The 13,245-nt window shown below is 66.2% G+C and carries 12 protein-coding genes; 7 read left to right on the plus strand and 5 right to left on the minus strand.

Annotated elements, in window-relative coordinates; all coding sequences use genetic code 11:
* Positions 1-456: 456 nt before the first annotated feature.
* Positions 457-2,409, minus strand: coding sequence for an FAD/NAD(P)-binding protein (locus CCR94_RS00455; RefSeq protein WP_104505931.1), 1,953 nt, complete (start codon positions 2,407-2,409; stop codon positions 457-459).
* A 247-nt stretch (positions 2,410-2,656) separates the two neighbouring features.
* Between CCR94_RS00455 and crtI the strand changes: the two genes are divergently transcribed.
* Positions 2,657-4,219, plus strand: a complete 1,563-nt coding sequence (gene crtI, locus CCR94_RS00460; RefSeq protein ID WP_104505941.1) for a phytoene desaturase family protein — start codon at positions 2,657-2,659, stop codon at positions 4,217-4,219.
* Positions 4,220-4,314: 95 nt separating this feature from the next.
* On the opposite strand, the gene CCR94_RS00465 is transcribed toward crtI, so the two are convergent.
* On the minus strand, positions 4,315-4,980 hold the full coding sequence (locus CCR94_RS00465) for an NAD(P)-dependent oxidoreductase (protein WP_104505932.1): 666 nt from the start codon (positions 4,978-4,980) through the stop codon (positions 4,315-4,317).
* Between the two features lie 619 nt (positions 4,981-5,599).
* Between CCR94_RS00465 and CCR94_RS00470 the strand changes: the two genes are divergently transcribed.
* The 5 genes from CCR94_RS00470 to CCR94_RS00490 all read left to right on the plus strand — a co-directional run bounded on the left by CCR94_RS00470 (position 5,600) and on the right by CCR94_RS00490 (position 9,259).
* Positions 5,600-6,064 (plus strand): DUF2269 family protein, encoded by a 465-nt coding sequence (locus CCR94_RS00470; RefSeq protein WP_104505933.1) that lies wholly within the window; start codon positions 5,600-5,602, stop codon positions 6,062-6,064.
* 314 nt (positions 6,065-6,378) lie between these two features.
* On the plus strand, positions 6,379-7,284 hold the full coding sequence (locus CCR94_RS00475; protein WP_170068920.1) for a carotenoid 1,2-hydratase: 906 nt from the start codon (positions 6,379-6,381) through the stop codon (positions 7,282-7,284).
* Positions 7,285-7,317: 33 nt separating this feature from the next.
* Positions 7,318-8,247: an SDR family oxidoreductase gene (locus CCR94_RS00480; protein WP_104505934.1), complete on the plus strand. Its 930-nt coding sequence runs from the start codon at positions 7,318-7,320 to the stop codon at positions 8,245-8,247.
* On the plus strand, positions 8,244-8,585 hold the full coding sequence (locus CCR94_RS00485) for a sensor histidine kinase (protein WP_104505935.1): 342 nt from the start codon (positions 8,244-8,246) through the stop codon (positions 8,583-8,585). The genes CCR94_RS00480 and CCR94_RS00485 overlap by 4 nt, the downstream gene beginning before the upstream one ends.
* Positions 8,582-9,259: a response regulator gene (locus CCR94_RS00490; RefSeq protein WP_104505936.1), complete on the plus strand. Its 678-nt coding sequence runs from the start codon at positions 8,582-8,584 to the stop codon at positions 9,257-9,259. Before CCR94_RS00485 ends, CCR94_RS00490 begins: the two co-directional genes overlap by 4 nt.
* Before the next feature lie 235 nt (positions 9,260-9,494).
* Here CCR94_RS00490 and CCR94_RS00495 read toward each other — a convergent pair whose 3' ends face one another.
* Positions 9,495-10,820 carry an ATP-binding protein gene (locus tag CCR94_RS00495; protein WP_104505937.1) on the minus strand — a complete coding sequence of 442 codons (1,326 nt, stop codon included), beginning with the start codon at positions 10,818-10,820 and terminating at the stop codon, positions 9,495-9,497.
* Positions 10,817-11,488: a response regulator transcription factor gene (locus tag CCR94_RS00500; RefSeq protein ID WP_104505938.1), complete on the minus strand. Its 672-nt coding sequence runs from the start codon at positions 11,486-11,488 to the stop codon at positions 10,817-10,819. Before CCR94_RS00500 ends, CCR94_RS00495 begins: the two co-directional genes overlap by 4 nt.
* Before the next feature lie 137 nt (positions 11,489-11,625).
* Here CCR94_RS00500 and CCR94_RS00505 point away from each other — a divergent pair, with 137 nt between their 5' ends.
* A complete protein-coding gene (locus CCR94_RS00505) occupies positions 11,626-11,976 on the plus strand; it encodes a PepSY domain-containing protein (RefSeq protein ID WP_104505939.1) in 351 nt (116 codons plus the stop codon).
* Between the two features lie 118 nt (positions 11,977-12,094).
* Here the strand turns inward: CCR94_RS00505 and CCR94_RS00510 are convergent.
* On the minus strand, positions 12,095-13,245 hold a 1,151-nt coding region (locus CCR94_RS00510; RefSeq protein WP_206605740.1), incomplete at its 5' end, for an ABC-type transport auxiliary lipoprotein family protein.

Below are 13,245 nucleotides of genomic sequence, written 5' to 3' on the forward strand. Positions count from 1 at the left end.
GGTTGAGGCGATAGATACCGGCCTCAACCGGCGTCCACGGCAGGAAGGACACCAACCATCGCGGCGTGATGCCCGACCATTGCGCCCTGGTCTTGGTGGCGTTGGCAAGCTGCCTGGCGGCGGGCTCACTCAAGGTTCTGCGGATTTCGACATCGTCGGGCATAGGATCCTCGCTTCAGGGAGGCATTAAAATGAAATTTTTAGAGTTTATTTCTTGCTTATGAGAAACAAACCCTGCAACAAGGATCAGAATCCTTGGTAATGGTAGTTAATATGATTTTTCCACCCGCCTCAAGCAAATTTTTATGGCCTGCAGATTAATACATATTTGATATAAACTGTATGTTTGCTTAAAATATCGACAAACACATTGAAGTGACATTCTAATCAGCGCTCGCATAGGCGCCGATGGCGCTCGCCTTCCCCATCATGCCGATGATTGAGAAGGCCAAAAAATCACCCACGCTCGAATGTCGAATCAGGGTCCGAGGCGGTTTGCCGTGACGCGGCCGAGCTCCGCAATTGCGGCAGGTCGAGCAGCGTCTGGGCCGCGCGCGCCGCCTGCGCGCGCAACTCCGGCACGGCGATACATTCCCACAAGGCCGCCTTGCGCAAGACGCCGACCACCAGCAGGTCGGTCTCTTCACGGCCATCGGCGGCCACAGCCGCGCCCGACGCCGAGGTTTCGACGCCGAGGCCCAGCGGGTCCGGCCGCAACCGTCCCTGAAGCAGCAGCGAGGCGATCGCCGGATTGGCTTCCGGCCGGTTGGACGGCGTCGGCCCGGTGCAATTGACCACCCAATTGGCTTCCATTGCGAAGGTCTGGCGCGTCTTGCGGTCGAGAACCGTCAGATTGACATTGTCAGGGCCGGCCTCGGCCGCGACGACGCGTCCGGCGACGATGCGCACCAGGCCGCGCGCCATCAAGTCGCGAAAGCGCGCCTGGATATGCGGCGCGGTCCGGTGGCGGTGGATATCCCAGAACGGGCGGACGCGAGCGAGGAAGCGCCGGCGCTCCGGCAGGCTCAGGGCGCGCCACAGTCGCGGCGTGTGCCGCCGCAAGCCATCGACGACGCCGCGCCAATCGCCGCCGCTCGCGACATGATCCTTGGCCGCTTTATGCACGGCGCGCAGCAGGGCGTAAGCGGTCAGGCCTCCGGGCGCCGTGAGAAGACCTTCGACCAGCGCCGTCAGATCGAGCGGCGCGGACAGCGGCCAGGAATGGCCCTGCGGCGCGTGGCCGCGCAGGGAGATGAGGGTGATCGGCGCGGTTCGGAGCCGCGCGGTCAACGACAGCACGACGTCAACCGCCGTCAGTCCGCTGCCCAGCACAGCCACCGGTTCGGCGGGCAGCACGGCGTTGAGGGCGAAGGCGCGCCAGGGATCGGCGACGAATCGCTGGCGCGGGCCGCTCCAGGCGGCGCCGATGGGATCGGCCGGCGCACAATGTCCGACGGCCAGAACGGCGGCGTTGACAGCCAGCGAGGGGGCGTGTTCGAAATGCGCCAGCCAGCCGCCCTCCGGCTTGCGCGCCAGACGGCGCAGTTCGTCGTGGACGATCTCCAGCCGGGCGCCCCCGGAGGCCTGTTCCGCCGCCGCCTGCAAGGTCTCGCGAATATAGTCGCCATACCAGCGCCGGGACAGGAAATCGTCCGGTCCGGTGCTGGAGTCGCGCCGGGCCGCCCATTCGACGAAATCATTCGGCCGGTCGGGCCAGGCGCTCATGTTTTTCGCCGGCACATTAAGCAGATGTTCAGGCTCGCCGGTGGAATAGGCGACGCCTTCGCCCAGGGCGCCGCGCCGCTCGATCAGCACGATTCGCAGGGGACGCCGGGCCTCGCGCAACAGATGGGCCGCAACCATGGCGCCGGAATAACCGCCGCCGACGATGGCGACGACGGGCGCCCCCTCTTCGCCGCCCCGCGCCGGTCGAGCGGTAAAACTGCGGAAGCGGGACAGGGGCGGCGCATAGACATGCAGGGTCGCCAGCGGCTGTTCGGCCTCGGGACTATTGGCGAGCGAATGCGCGCCCGCGTCCTGAAAGGCCGTGACCGCGCCTTCCTCCAGGAGTTCGGCGAGTTCGGCTTCGGCGAAACCGTCGCCGGAGAGGGCGTAACTGGTTTCCAGCGCCTGTCCGCGCAGGACGCGCACGACGCCCGCCGAGTCGCCATGGTCGTGCGGCGGGCTGGCCTGCCCCGGCAGCCAGGTCATGACCAGGAGTTCGAAATGATCGCGTCGCGCCACACAGGCGCGGTTATAGGCGTGGGGATTGGCGCGGATATAGGGCGCAACGTCTTCCGCCGTCAGCGCCGTCGCCGAAACCAGCCGCGCCAGGTCGAGCGCATTGGGGCGGGGGCCGAGATCGTCCAGGCGCCGGAGGAGGGTTTCGAGGCGCGCGCTCGGAATCATTGTTCGTCGCCCCTTTGGCGTGGAGATATTTTTCTCTCCCTATGGCGCGACGGAGATGCAAAACCACCTTCTATCGCCAAAAAGAGAACATAGGCCGCGACACAGAGTTAATCAATATTATAGACTTGGTAAATTAGCTTTCGCGGCAATGGGCGAAGGCGGCGGCTGGCGACTCACGCGCGGCGAGGTCCGCTCGCGTCGATTTGCCGCTGCGAAACAGCGCGGCTTTGTGTTACTGGCCTCGCGCATGGTCAATCTTAAACAGAGCGTCGCGCCCGCTGGCGCGGAAGTCACCCGAAACGCCCCCCACGCGGTGGTGATTGGCGGCGGATTCGGCGGTTTGGCCGCCGCTGTTCGGCTTGGCGCCCGCGGCTATCGCGTCACCGTGCTCGACCGGCTCGACGCCCCCGGCGGCCGGGCCTATGTCCACCACATCGACGGATTCAGCTTCGACGCGGGGCCGACCATCATCACGGCGCCCTTCCTGCTGGAGGAATTATGGGCCTTGGCGGGCCGCAGGCTGGAGGACGACATCGACCTGCGGCCGATGACGCCATTCTACCGGCTGCGCTTCGACGATGGCTCGTGGTTCGATTGCTCGGGCGATCCGGATGCGATGCGGGCGGAAGTGGCGCGGCTGTCGCCTGAAGACGTGGACGGCTACGAAAAGTTCATGGAGCTCAGCAGCCGGCTGTGCCGCGTCGGCTTCGAAAACGCCGCTCACACGCCATTCGGCTCGTTGATGGACATGGCGCGCGTCGCCCCTGAAATGATCGCGGTCAAGGCCTGGCGCAGCATTTACGCCGCCGTTTGCAGCTACGTGCGCCATCCGCACCTGCGCGTGGCGCTGAGTTTCCATCCGCTGCTGATCGGCGGCAACCCGATGAGCGTCAGCGCGATCTACGGCATGATCTCGTCGCTGGAGCGGCGTTGGGGCGTGCATTTCGCCATGGGCGGGACCGGCGCGCTGGTGCGCGGGCTGGTCAGCCTGATCGAAGGCCAGGGCAATGTGGTGCGCTGCGGCGCCGAGGTGACGCAAATCCTGACCAAGGATCGTCGCGCTGTCGGCGTGCGGCTGAGTTCCGGCGAGGAGATCGCCGCCGACATCGTCGTCTCCAACGCCGACGCCGCCTGGACCTATCGCTACCTGCTGCCGGCGGAGGACCGCCGCCACTGGACCGACCGCAAGGTCGAGGGCATGGATTATTCCAATGGCCTGTTTGTCTGGTATTTCGGCGTCAACCGCCGCTATGACGACGTCGGCCATCACACGATCACGCTGGGATCGGACTACAAGGGCCTGCTGAAGGACATTTTCTCGAAAAAAGTGCTGTCGCAGGATTTCAGCCTTTACCTGCACCGCCCCACCGCGACCGACCCCTCGCTGGCGCCTCCGGGCTGCGACACCTTTTACGTGTTATCGCCGATCCCGCACCTCGACGCCAAGATCGACTGGGCGACAGAGGCCGAGCCGTACCGGCGGGCGATCGCCAAATTCCTCGACAACACGCTGCTTCCCGGCTTCGAACAGCACGTCGTGGCCTCGCGCGTCACCACGCCGCAGGATTTCCACGACCGGCTGCTGTCGTTCAAGGGCGCGGGCTTCGGCATGGAGCCGGTGCTGCTGCAAAGCGCCTATTTCCGGCCGCACAACAAGAGCGAGGATGTCGAGAACCTGTTTCTCGTTGGCGCGGGCACGCATCCCGGCGCCGGCATCCCCGGCGTGCTGTCGTCGGCCAAGGTTCTCGACAAGGTGGCGCCGGATGCAAGCGCCTTTGCGTCAGCGCAAGCCGGCGCCGCTTCAACGTAAGCCGGCGCCGCTTCAACACAAGCCAGCGGCGCCTGAAGCGCGCGCATGGCGCGGCGGCGCCATCCCCCGGGGGACGGCCGCCGCTTCTTCCTGTTTCAGATCGGCAGGCCCGACATCACGACCGTCTCGTGCTTGTGGCCGGCGCTGACCAGGATCTGGACGATGAAGGCGGCGAGATCGACGCGGCTGATCGTCCTCTTGCGTCTCTCGCCTGTCACGCTGGCCAGCCAGCGCCCGGTGGCCGCGCCATCGGTCAGGCCGACCGGTTGCACCAGAGTCCAGTCCAGGCCGGACGCCTTGACCAGTTTCTCCTGCCGCTCCTTGTCCTCAAACTGCTCGCCGAGCCGCAGCCAGCCGAAGATTTTCTTGTGCAGCGGCGACGGCTTCTCGCGCGTGTCGCCGACGCCGTAGCTGGTGACGCAGACCAGCCGCTGGACCGACGCCGCTTGCGCCGCCGCGATCACATTGGCCGTCCCCTTCTCGCAGATGTCGATCGGCGACCGCCGTTTCGTCAAGCCCAGCGCCAGGACGACGGGGTTGGTGGAATCGCCCAGGCTGACGACCACGGCGTCGTGACCGGCCACGGCTTTCGCCACGTCGGCGGCGTTCATGGCGTCGCCCTCGATGGCGACGATCGCCTTTTGCGCGGGAAGTTTCTTCGCGTCGCGCGCGAAGGCCGTCACCTCGTGCCCCTCGGCCAGCAGCGTCAGCGCCACCGCGCGCCCAAGCTTGCCGGTCGCCCCGAAAACAATGACTTTCAAGACAAGCCTCCCGATATCCAGATGATCGGCAGGCCTGATCTGGTTTCAAGGCTCGCCGAAATGGCTTTCATCGCTCCACGTTGGAACAATCGAATTGCTGAAGACTAGGGCTAGCACAGCGGCTTGAGCGGAACAATGACGGCGCGGCTGTCGAGATGCCTGACAAACGTCCGGTTTGTTCCCTTGCGGCGCTCGCGGATCTGGCCATGCGCGTCCTTTACCTAAGTTAACTCCCGATGGGGTGTAAGTTAACCCCCTGGATCGCGCCTGCAATGACAGCAACCCCGACCTAACGACGTCAGTAGAGCGACGGTTAAGCGGCGGGTCACGCCGCGAAACCGTATGCCAGCGCGCGGCGCATCGCCGGCAACGCCGGCCAGCCGCGTCATCAACTTCAGTGAAATCCCTGTATCAGGCAAGCGAACGCTTCCATATCCTGTCAGAGAGATTTCCAATAATCTTGCTTGACGCAGACCCGCTTCGTCATGCGCGGCGATATGCGTGTATTTGTCGCACAATCACTACTATCCAGCAATGAAGAGGTATGGCAGACATTGGCTCCACGAGGGCCCTGGGGGCGGCGCCCATTTCTCCGCACGTGCCCCACCGGATCACGACCATGTACGAGTTTTTCAAGGGCGTTCATATTTTCGGGCTGATATTGATGGCGGGCAATGTCACCGTCACCGCCTTCTGGAAGGTGTTCGCCGACCGCACGTGCAAGACGCAAATCGTCGCCTTCGCGCAATGGCTCGTGACGGTCACGGACTTTTCGTTCACCCTGACCGGCGGCTTCCTCATGGTCCTTGGCGGCTACGGCGCCGCCTTCGCGGGTCACATTTCCTTGTTTTCAACGCCTTGGCTGGTCTACGGGCAGCTCATGCTGGCTGTGTCGGGGGCGATCTGGGTGGGCATCCTCGTGCCGATCCAGATCAGGCAGGCGAGCGCCGCCCAGGATTTCGCCATCATCGGCGACGTGCCGGACTCCTACAAGAAAGACAGCCGCACCTGGCTGATCTGGGGTCTCATTTCAACCGTCCCGCTCACGCTTGGCATGTATTTCATGGTGGCCAAGCCCTTCTGAGCGCCCCCTCCGAACGCCGCCTTGGCTGAGCTAAATGACCGCTCAACCTTGCCAAATCGCGAGCCATCGACAATGGTCGACGCTTCACACCTTCGGAGTTGGGAGTCGTCATGCCGGGAGATGAGTCATTGCTGATAGCCGACCAAGCGCCGCAGGCATTCGGGGGAGAGGCGCCGCAGGCATTCGGGCGAGAAGCGCCGCAGGCAATCGGGCAAGAAGCGCCGCAGGCATTCGGGGCCGGAGCGCCGGAGGCCGGCGCGGCTTCGACGGCGCGCGCCGACGATTCAGTTCGCGGACCTCGTTTCGACGCGCCGGTGGCGCAGGGCGGCTACAGCTGGTGGTATGTCGACGCGCTCAGCGACGACGGGCGCAACGGAATCACGATCATCGCGCTGATCGGCAGCGTCTTTTCCCCTTATTACGCCGAGATGCGGCGACGCGGCGGCGGCGATCCCTTGCAGCATGTGTCGCTGAACGTCGCCGTTTACGGCGAGGGCAAGCGCTGGGCCATGACCGAACGGTTTGGCGACGCGGTGCAGCGCGACAAGTCCTGGCTGGAAATCGGGCCGAGTTCGCTTGAGTGGGACGGCGACTGCCTGACCATCCGGATTGACGAAATCGCCGTGCCCATTCCCAAACGCCTTCGCGGAACCGTTCGGGTGCATCCGACGGCGTTGCACGACAAATCCTATCAACTCGATTCCGCCGGCCGCCACCACTGGGGGCCGATCGCCCCGTGCGCGCGGGTCGAGGTCGAGCTGGAAAAACCGTCGGTGCGCTGGTCGGGCTCCGGCTATCTCGATTCCAACCGTGGCGACGAACCGCTGGAAGCGGCGTTCAAGCGGTGGGACTGGTCGCGCGCGGCGCTGAAGCGCGGCGCGGCGGTTCTGTACGACGTCACCGGTCGCGACGGCGCCGGGCCGGTTCTCGGTCTGCGTTTCGATCCAGCGGGCGGGGTGGAGCCGTTCGAGGCGCCGCCGTTCATCAAATTGCCGTCCACGCTCTGGCGTGTCGAGCGCGGCACGCGAGGCGACCCGCAAGGCGGCGCGCGCGTCGTGGAGACATTGGAAGACACGCCGTTCTACGCCCGATCGGTGCTGGAGACCAACCTGCTGGGCGAGACGGCGACCGCCATGCACGAGAGCCTGTGCCTCGACCGGTTCAGCGCGCGCTGGGTGCAACGGCTGTTGCCATTCCGAATACCGCGCGCCCTGCGCTGAACAAGGCAGGGGGTTCACCCCTGGAATAGGACGATGACCGGTTGGACGACCGCGCACATGCCAACGCAAAGGGGGCGTCTGGCTGTCATAACCGGAGCGACCGGCGGGCTCGGTTACGAGGCGGCGCTGGCGCTGGCGGCGGCGGGCGCCGAAGTGGTGCTGACCGGCCGCAACGAGGACAAGGGCGCCGATGCGCTGGCGCGCCTGCACGCCGCCCATCCCCGCGCCGCCGTGCGGTTCGCTCATCTCGACGTCGCATCGCTCGCCTCGGTCGCCGCCTTCGCGGACAGCATGCGCGCGGCGGACCGGGGCGTAGACCTGCTCATCAACAATGCCGGGATCATGGCGCCGCCCGCGCGCCATGTGACCGAAGACGGGTTTGAGTTGCAGTTCGCCACCAACCATCTCGGCCATTTCGCCCTGACGGCCCGGCTGCTCCCGCTGCTGCGACGCGGCGTCGGCGCGCGCGTGGTCAATGTCAGCAGCCTCGCCGCGCACGGGGGGGCGATCGATCTCACCGACCTGCAATCAGAGCGGAGCTACGCCGCATTCCGGGTCTATGCCATGACCAAACTGGCGGTGCTGATGTCAGCGATGGAATTTCAGCGCCGCAGCGAGGCCGCCGGCTGGAACGTCAAAGCCATGGCGGCCCATCCCGGCATAGCCCAAACGTCCCTCATCGCCAACGGGCCGGCCTCGTGCGGCGTGCTGGCCGTGCTGTGGCGGCTGACGAGCCTGTTTCCCACGCCTTTCAACGCATCGGCCGCGCACGGCGCGTTGCCGATTCTGTTCGCCGCGACGTCGCCGGACGCAAACGGAGGCCGGCTTTACGGGCCGTCGCAGACCTACGAGACCAAAGGGCCGCCAGCGACGTCAAGGCCGCCCGCCCAGGCTCTGGACGCCGCGATGGCCGCCAGCTTATGGGAAGCTTCGGAACGGCTGGCCGGCGTGCGTTTCGCGTGAGGCGCCAGTCGGCGCTTCACCACCCCACGCAAAGCTCAGCGGAAAGGTCGAATCCGCGGTTCACCCTGGATCTGGCGCTTGAGGACCGGCGGCTCAAGCCCACCGTGGCGACGGCATGGCGCCGCGTGCTACAGGAGGCCATCATCAATATCGTTCGGCGCGCCGCCGCGACCAGGGTCGGCGTGGCGCTCGAAGCCAGCGACGCGGAGGTCAAGATGATCATCGAGGACAAGGGACGCGGCTTTTCGCGCGACATCGAGCCGGCGGGCGCGCCGACGAAGGACGTCGAATCGACTCCCGTTCAGGGCCGCGCGCTGTTCGTCCCGGTGTCGCCATGAGCGCTTCATCGAAGCTGCGCGTGTTTCTGGCCGACGATCATCCCGTGGTGCTCGCGGGCATCAAGTCGCTGCTGGTCGCGGACCCCGGCATAGAGGTCGTCGGGGAGGCCGGCGACGGGCCGGCCGCGCTGGCGATGGCGAAAGAGCTCAATCCCGACGTCCTGGTGCTGGATCTGTCGATGCCCGGCTTGAACGGCGTGGAGGTGGCCCGCGACATGCGGGCGGCGTCGCCCCAGTGCAAGGTGCTGGTGCTGACCGTTCACGAAGACCGATCCTACGTGCGCAAGCTGCTTGAGGTCGGCGTGGCCGGTTACGTTCTCAAACGCTCGGCGGCGGCGGATTTGCCGCACGCCGTTCACGCGGTCGCCGCGGGCGGCACCTATCTCGACCCGGCGATCGCGGGACAGCTCGTCGACAGCGTGGTCAACCCGTCGCGCGTCGATGCAACGGAGAACGCGGTCGACCTCAGCGAACGCGAAGTCGATGTGCTCAGGCTGACGGCGCTCGGCCACAGCAACAAGGCGATCGCCAATCTGTTGAAACTCGGCGTCAAGAGCGTGGAAACCTACAAGGCGCGCGCGATGGACAAACTCGGATTCCATGGCCGCGTGGAGCTTGTGGGCTACGCCCTCAGGCGGGGGTGGCTGACGGCGGCGCCCGATGTCGATGTGTGATCGGGCCGCTTCACCGCCTGGGGCCTGTCGGGATTGATCGCGCGTTGATCACGGACGCGGCGCGCCAAGGCGACCCCGCTTCCGCTCCCGAAACCATCCACGCCGCCGCTCGCGGGATCGACCGGCCAGCGGAACGTCTCCGAGGGGCGACAAGCGCGGCGGATCGCCGGGAGCCTTTTCGCCCTTGCGCCTGACAGCGACCTGAAACGGGCGCCGACTTGCGTTCAGCCCGGCGTCAGAAATGGACCGTCGCGCAAAAGCCCTCGCCCGCGCCGGGACGCGGCGATTGCAGCTCGAGCCTCAAGCCGGCGCCGCGGCAGATCGCGGCGGCGATGGCGAGGCCGAGGCCCGATCCGGTCGCGCGGGTCGGCCCGCGCTCGAACGGCCGCAGCAGCCGTTGCAGATTTTCCGGCGCGACGGCCGGGCCGTCATTGGCGACGACGAAGGTATCCGGACTCAAGCGCGCGACAATCGGCCGTTCGGGATCGCCGTGCTTGACGGCGTTCTCGATCAGGTTGCGCGCCAGCACCGCGAAGGCGTCTGGATCGAGCGGCGCGACGGGATCGCCGGCGATGACAAGGTCGAGCCGCCCATCGATATCCAGATCGCGCTCGGCCTCCTGCGCCACCAGCCGCAGCACCGGGCCGAGCGGGCGCGGCGTGTCGGAAATCAGACCGCCGCCCTCGGCCTTGGCCAGTTGCAGCAGTTTTTCGGAAAGCCGCGCCAGCCGGCGCAAGGCCGAGGCGATGGCGGCGGCGCGCTGGCGTGAAGCCTCCGTGGACGATTCCGCGAGCAACCGCTGCGCCTGCGCCAGCGCGGCGGCGATCGGCGTGCGCAATTCATGCGCGCTGTTGGCGGTAAAACTGCGTTCGGCTTCGAGCGCATCGCTCAGCCGACCGATCAACGCATTGACCGACACAGCGACCGGCGCGATCTCCCGGGGCAGACCGGCGCCCGCCACCGGCGCGAGATTGCCGCCGCCCCGGTCGGCGAGTTCGGCCCGCAGCCGATCGACCGGTTTGAACGCGAGCCGCGCCGAAATCCAGATGACGGCGACCACGGTCGGCGCCAGCGCCACCAGCGGCCAGATCAGCGCCGCCACCGAGCGCCACACCGCGCTGCGGCGATGGGCGAGATCCTCGACGGTGGTGACGAAGATCGTGCCCTTGACGCCGGATTCGGTATAGGCGCGCACGACCTGCGTGGAGGAAAAACCAAGCGGCGGTTTCTGCGGAAATTTGGCGAGGTCGGCGTCGCTCGATTGCAGCAGCGTTTTTCCCGCCGCGTCGCGCACGACATAGCTGATGTGCTCGTCCTTCTGGCGCACCGAGGCCACATGCTGCGCGTCGGCGGTTTCGCGCGAGAGCAGTTCGGCATAGGCGAGCGGCAGCACGCGCTCGGCCACCTCCTGCAACGCGCTGTCGAACACCTCGTCGGTTTCGCGCTGCAGCACCAGGCTCGCCGCCGCCGTGCCCGCCAGCCACAGCGCGGTCACAGCGCCGGTCAGCGCCAGCGCCAGCCGTCGGCGCAGGCTCCAGCCTGGCGGCGCGTCGTCCCTCACGCCCGCGTCCCTTGCGCGCCGAGCCGGTAGCCCATGCCGCGCACGGTCTCGACGATGTCGGCGCCGAGCTTGCGCCTGAGACGCCCGACATAGACCTCGATGGTGTTGCTCTCGACCTCGGCGTCGAAAGCATAGAGCCGTTCCTCGAGTTGTCCCTTGGACATGAGTTGCTGCGGGCGCTGCACGAAAGCTTCGAACAGCGACCATTCGCGCCGCGTCAGCTGCACCGTCTTGCCCGCCCGATGGATCGACCTTTGCGCAAGATCTATTTCAAGATCGCCGATGACGACCAGCGGATTGGGATTGCCGGCATAACGGCGGCCCACCGCGCGAATGCGGGCGGAAAGCTCGAACAGGTCGAAGGGTTTGACCAGATAATCGTCGGCGCCGGCGTCGAGCGCCGCGATGCGGTCGGAGATCTGGTCGCGCGCGGTCAGCACGATGACCGGAGTCGCGTCGCCGGCGGCGCGGCGTGTTTTGAGGAAATCCAGTCCGCGGCCGTCCGGCAGCATCAGGTCCAGCAGCACCAGTTCATAAGCGGCGCAGACGATCGCGGCGGCGGCGTCGACGACGCCTTTCGCCCAGTCCACGGAATGGCCGTCGGCGGCGACCTGATCCCTGATCGCCCCGCCCAGGACGGCATCGTCCTCCACCAACAGCATCCGCATCGTCTGGCCCCGCTCCTCGCCTCGCAATCTAGCGCAGCCCGGTTATAATCGTTGCGAAAAATCTTCGCCCGACGTTCAGGGGGGCGTCAGCTTGCCGCGCTAACCTCCAATATTCGGCGCTTACCGGGAAATGTTTGATGCGCGTCGCCACGATGGCCTTGATGATCATGCTCACGAGCGCTGGCGCGGCTTGCGCGCATTGGGACTGCGCGGCGCCGCTGGCCGACTGGCAGCCGCGCGAAGCCCTGGTTTCCAAGCTCGAAGCCGATGGCTGGCGCGACGTCGCCATACGGATCGAGGATGGCTGCTACCTCGTCCACGCGGTCAATGCGGCCGGCGAACGGCTGCATGGCAAGTTCGATCCGGCGAGCCTGATCCAGGTTTCCAGCGGTCGCAGGCATCACGGCGATGGCGAACATGATGAAGGCCGTCACGATGACGACGGTCACAGGCGCGACCAGATGGAGGATCGCGGGCGTGATCGATAGCGCGGGCCGCCTGCTTCTAGAGCTTTCCCCGCTTCACTTGAAGCGGGGAAAGCTCTAGATTCCTTTGAAAACGCATATCCTTTTCGCAAAACCGGCGTCCACTTTTGCGGGATATGCGCTAATGCTGGCGCAAAACGTCGCCGGCCCATGCCACAAGTTCGCCCGCGACCTTGCCGAACGCCTCGTCGAACCCCTTGACCGCAAGCTTGACGTCGGTCGCCGACGCCGGGGCGGTGGCGTGGAACAATCGCGCATCGACAACGCGGCCCTTGCTGGACAAGATCCTGGCGCTGAATGCGATGCTCGCCTCCGAGCGTTCGGAGACGATTTCAAACCCACGCACATCGATCGACACCCGGCGGCTCGGCGCGTCGCCTTCGACCGGCTTGGCGACAAAGCCAAGATAGCCGGCGTCCTCAAAACTCTGGATGATCTTCGCCTGCAACAGCTTCGGCGTATTTTCGGCCCATTGCGCCTTGCCAAAGCCGGGGCTGGTATGGGTGTCGGCGCGCACCAGAATTTTCTGGGTGTCCATGGCGATAGGAACCGTCGGCTCCGCGACAACGAAAGGCTCGACGGACTTTTTCGGCTCCGGCGCGCTTTGCGGCGCCGCGAGGTCGTAAGACTCCACAGGCTGCTCGGCGCCGCCGCCCGTCAGTTTTTCCAGGCCGGCGACGATGGTGTCGAGGCGGTCGGAATTGCGCGCCAAGGCGGTGGAGAAGGTCGTGATGTTGGCGATCGACGTTTTCAACGGCCCGGCGTTCTCCGTCAGGATGGTGTCGAGCCGCAGCAGCGCCTCGCGCGCCGCCTGGCCCGTGCTGATGCCAACCTGGGGGTCGGCGACCAGCATGGGCGCCTGGACCTCGGGCGGAAACCTGGGCGCATCGGCGGCGCCGCCTTGCAGCGTGATGACCGGAACGCCGGTCAGGCCCTGGAAATCCAGGCCGACCCTGGTGTCCAGCCGAATCGGCGCGTCCGCGACGACCGCGATGGTCGCGATCACCCGGCCGGGATCGTCGGGCGCAAGCTGGAGGCGGGTGACTTCGCCGATGCGGAGTCCGTTGAATAGCACCGGCGCGCCGTCCACCAGTCCCGCGACGGTGTTCTCGAACTGGATGCGATAGGCCGTACGCATTTGCAGGCCCGTCGAATTGTGCAGCCAGAACACGAAGGCGAACATTGCGGCGATGGCCGCCGTCATGAACAGCCCGATCAATGCAAAGGGGGCTCGCGATTCCATCCGTCTAGCCTTTCGCGGGGACTTGAGCA

This window comes from Rhodoblastus sphagnicola, from assembly GCF_002937075.1.
In the GTDB taxonomy this organism is placed as follows: Bacteria; Pseudomonadota; Alphaproteobacteria; order Rhizobiales; family Beijerinckiaceae; genus Rhodoblastus; species Rhodoblastus sphagnicola.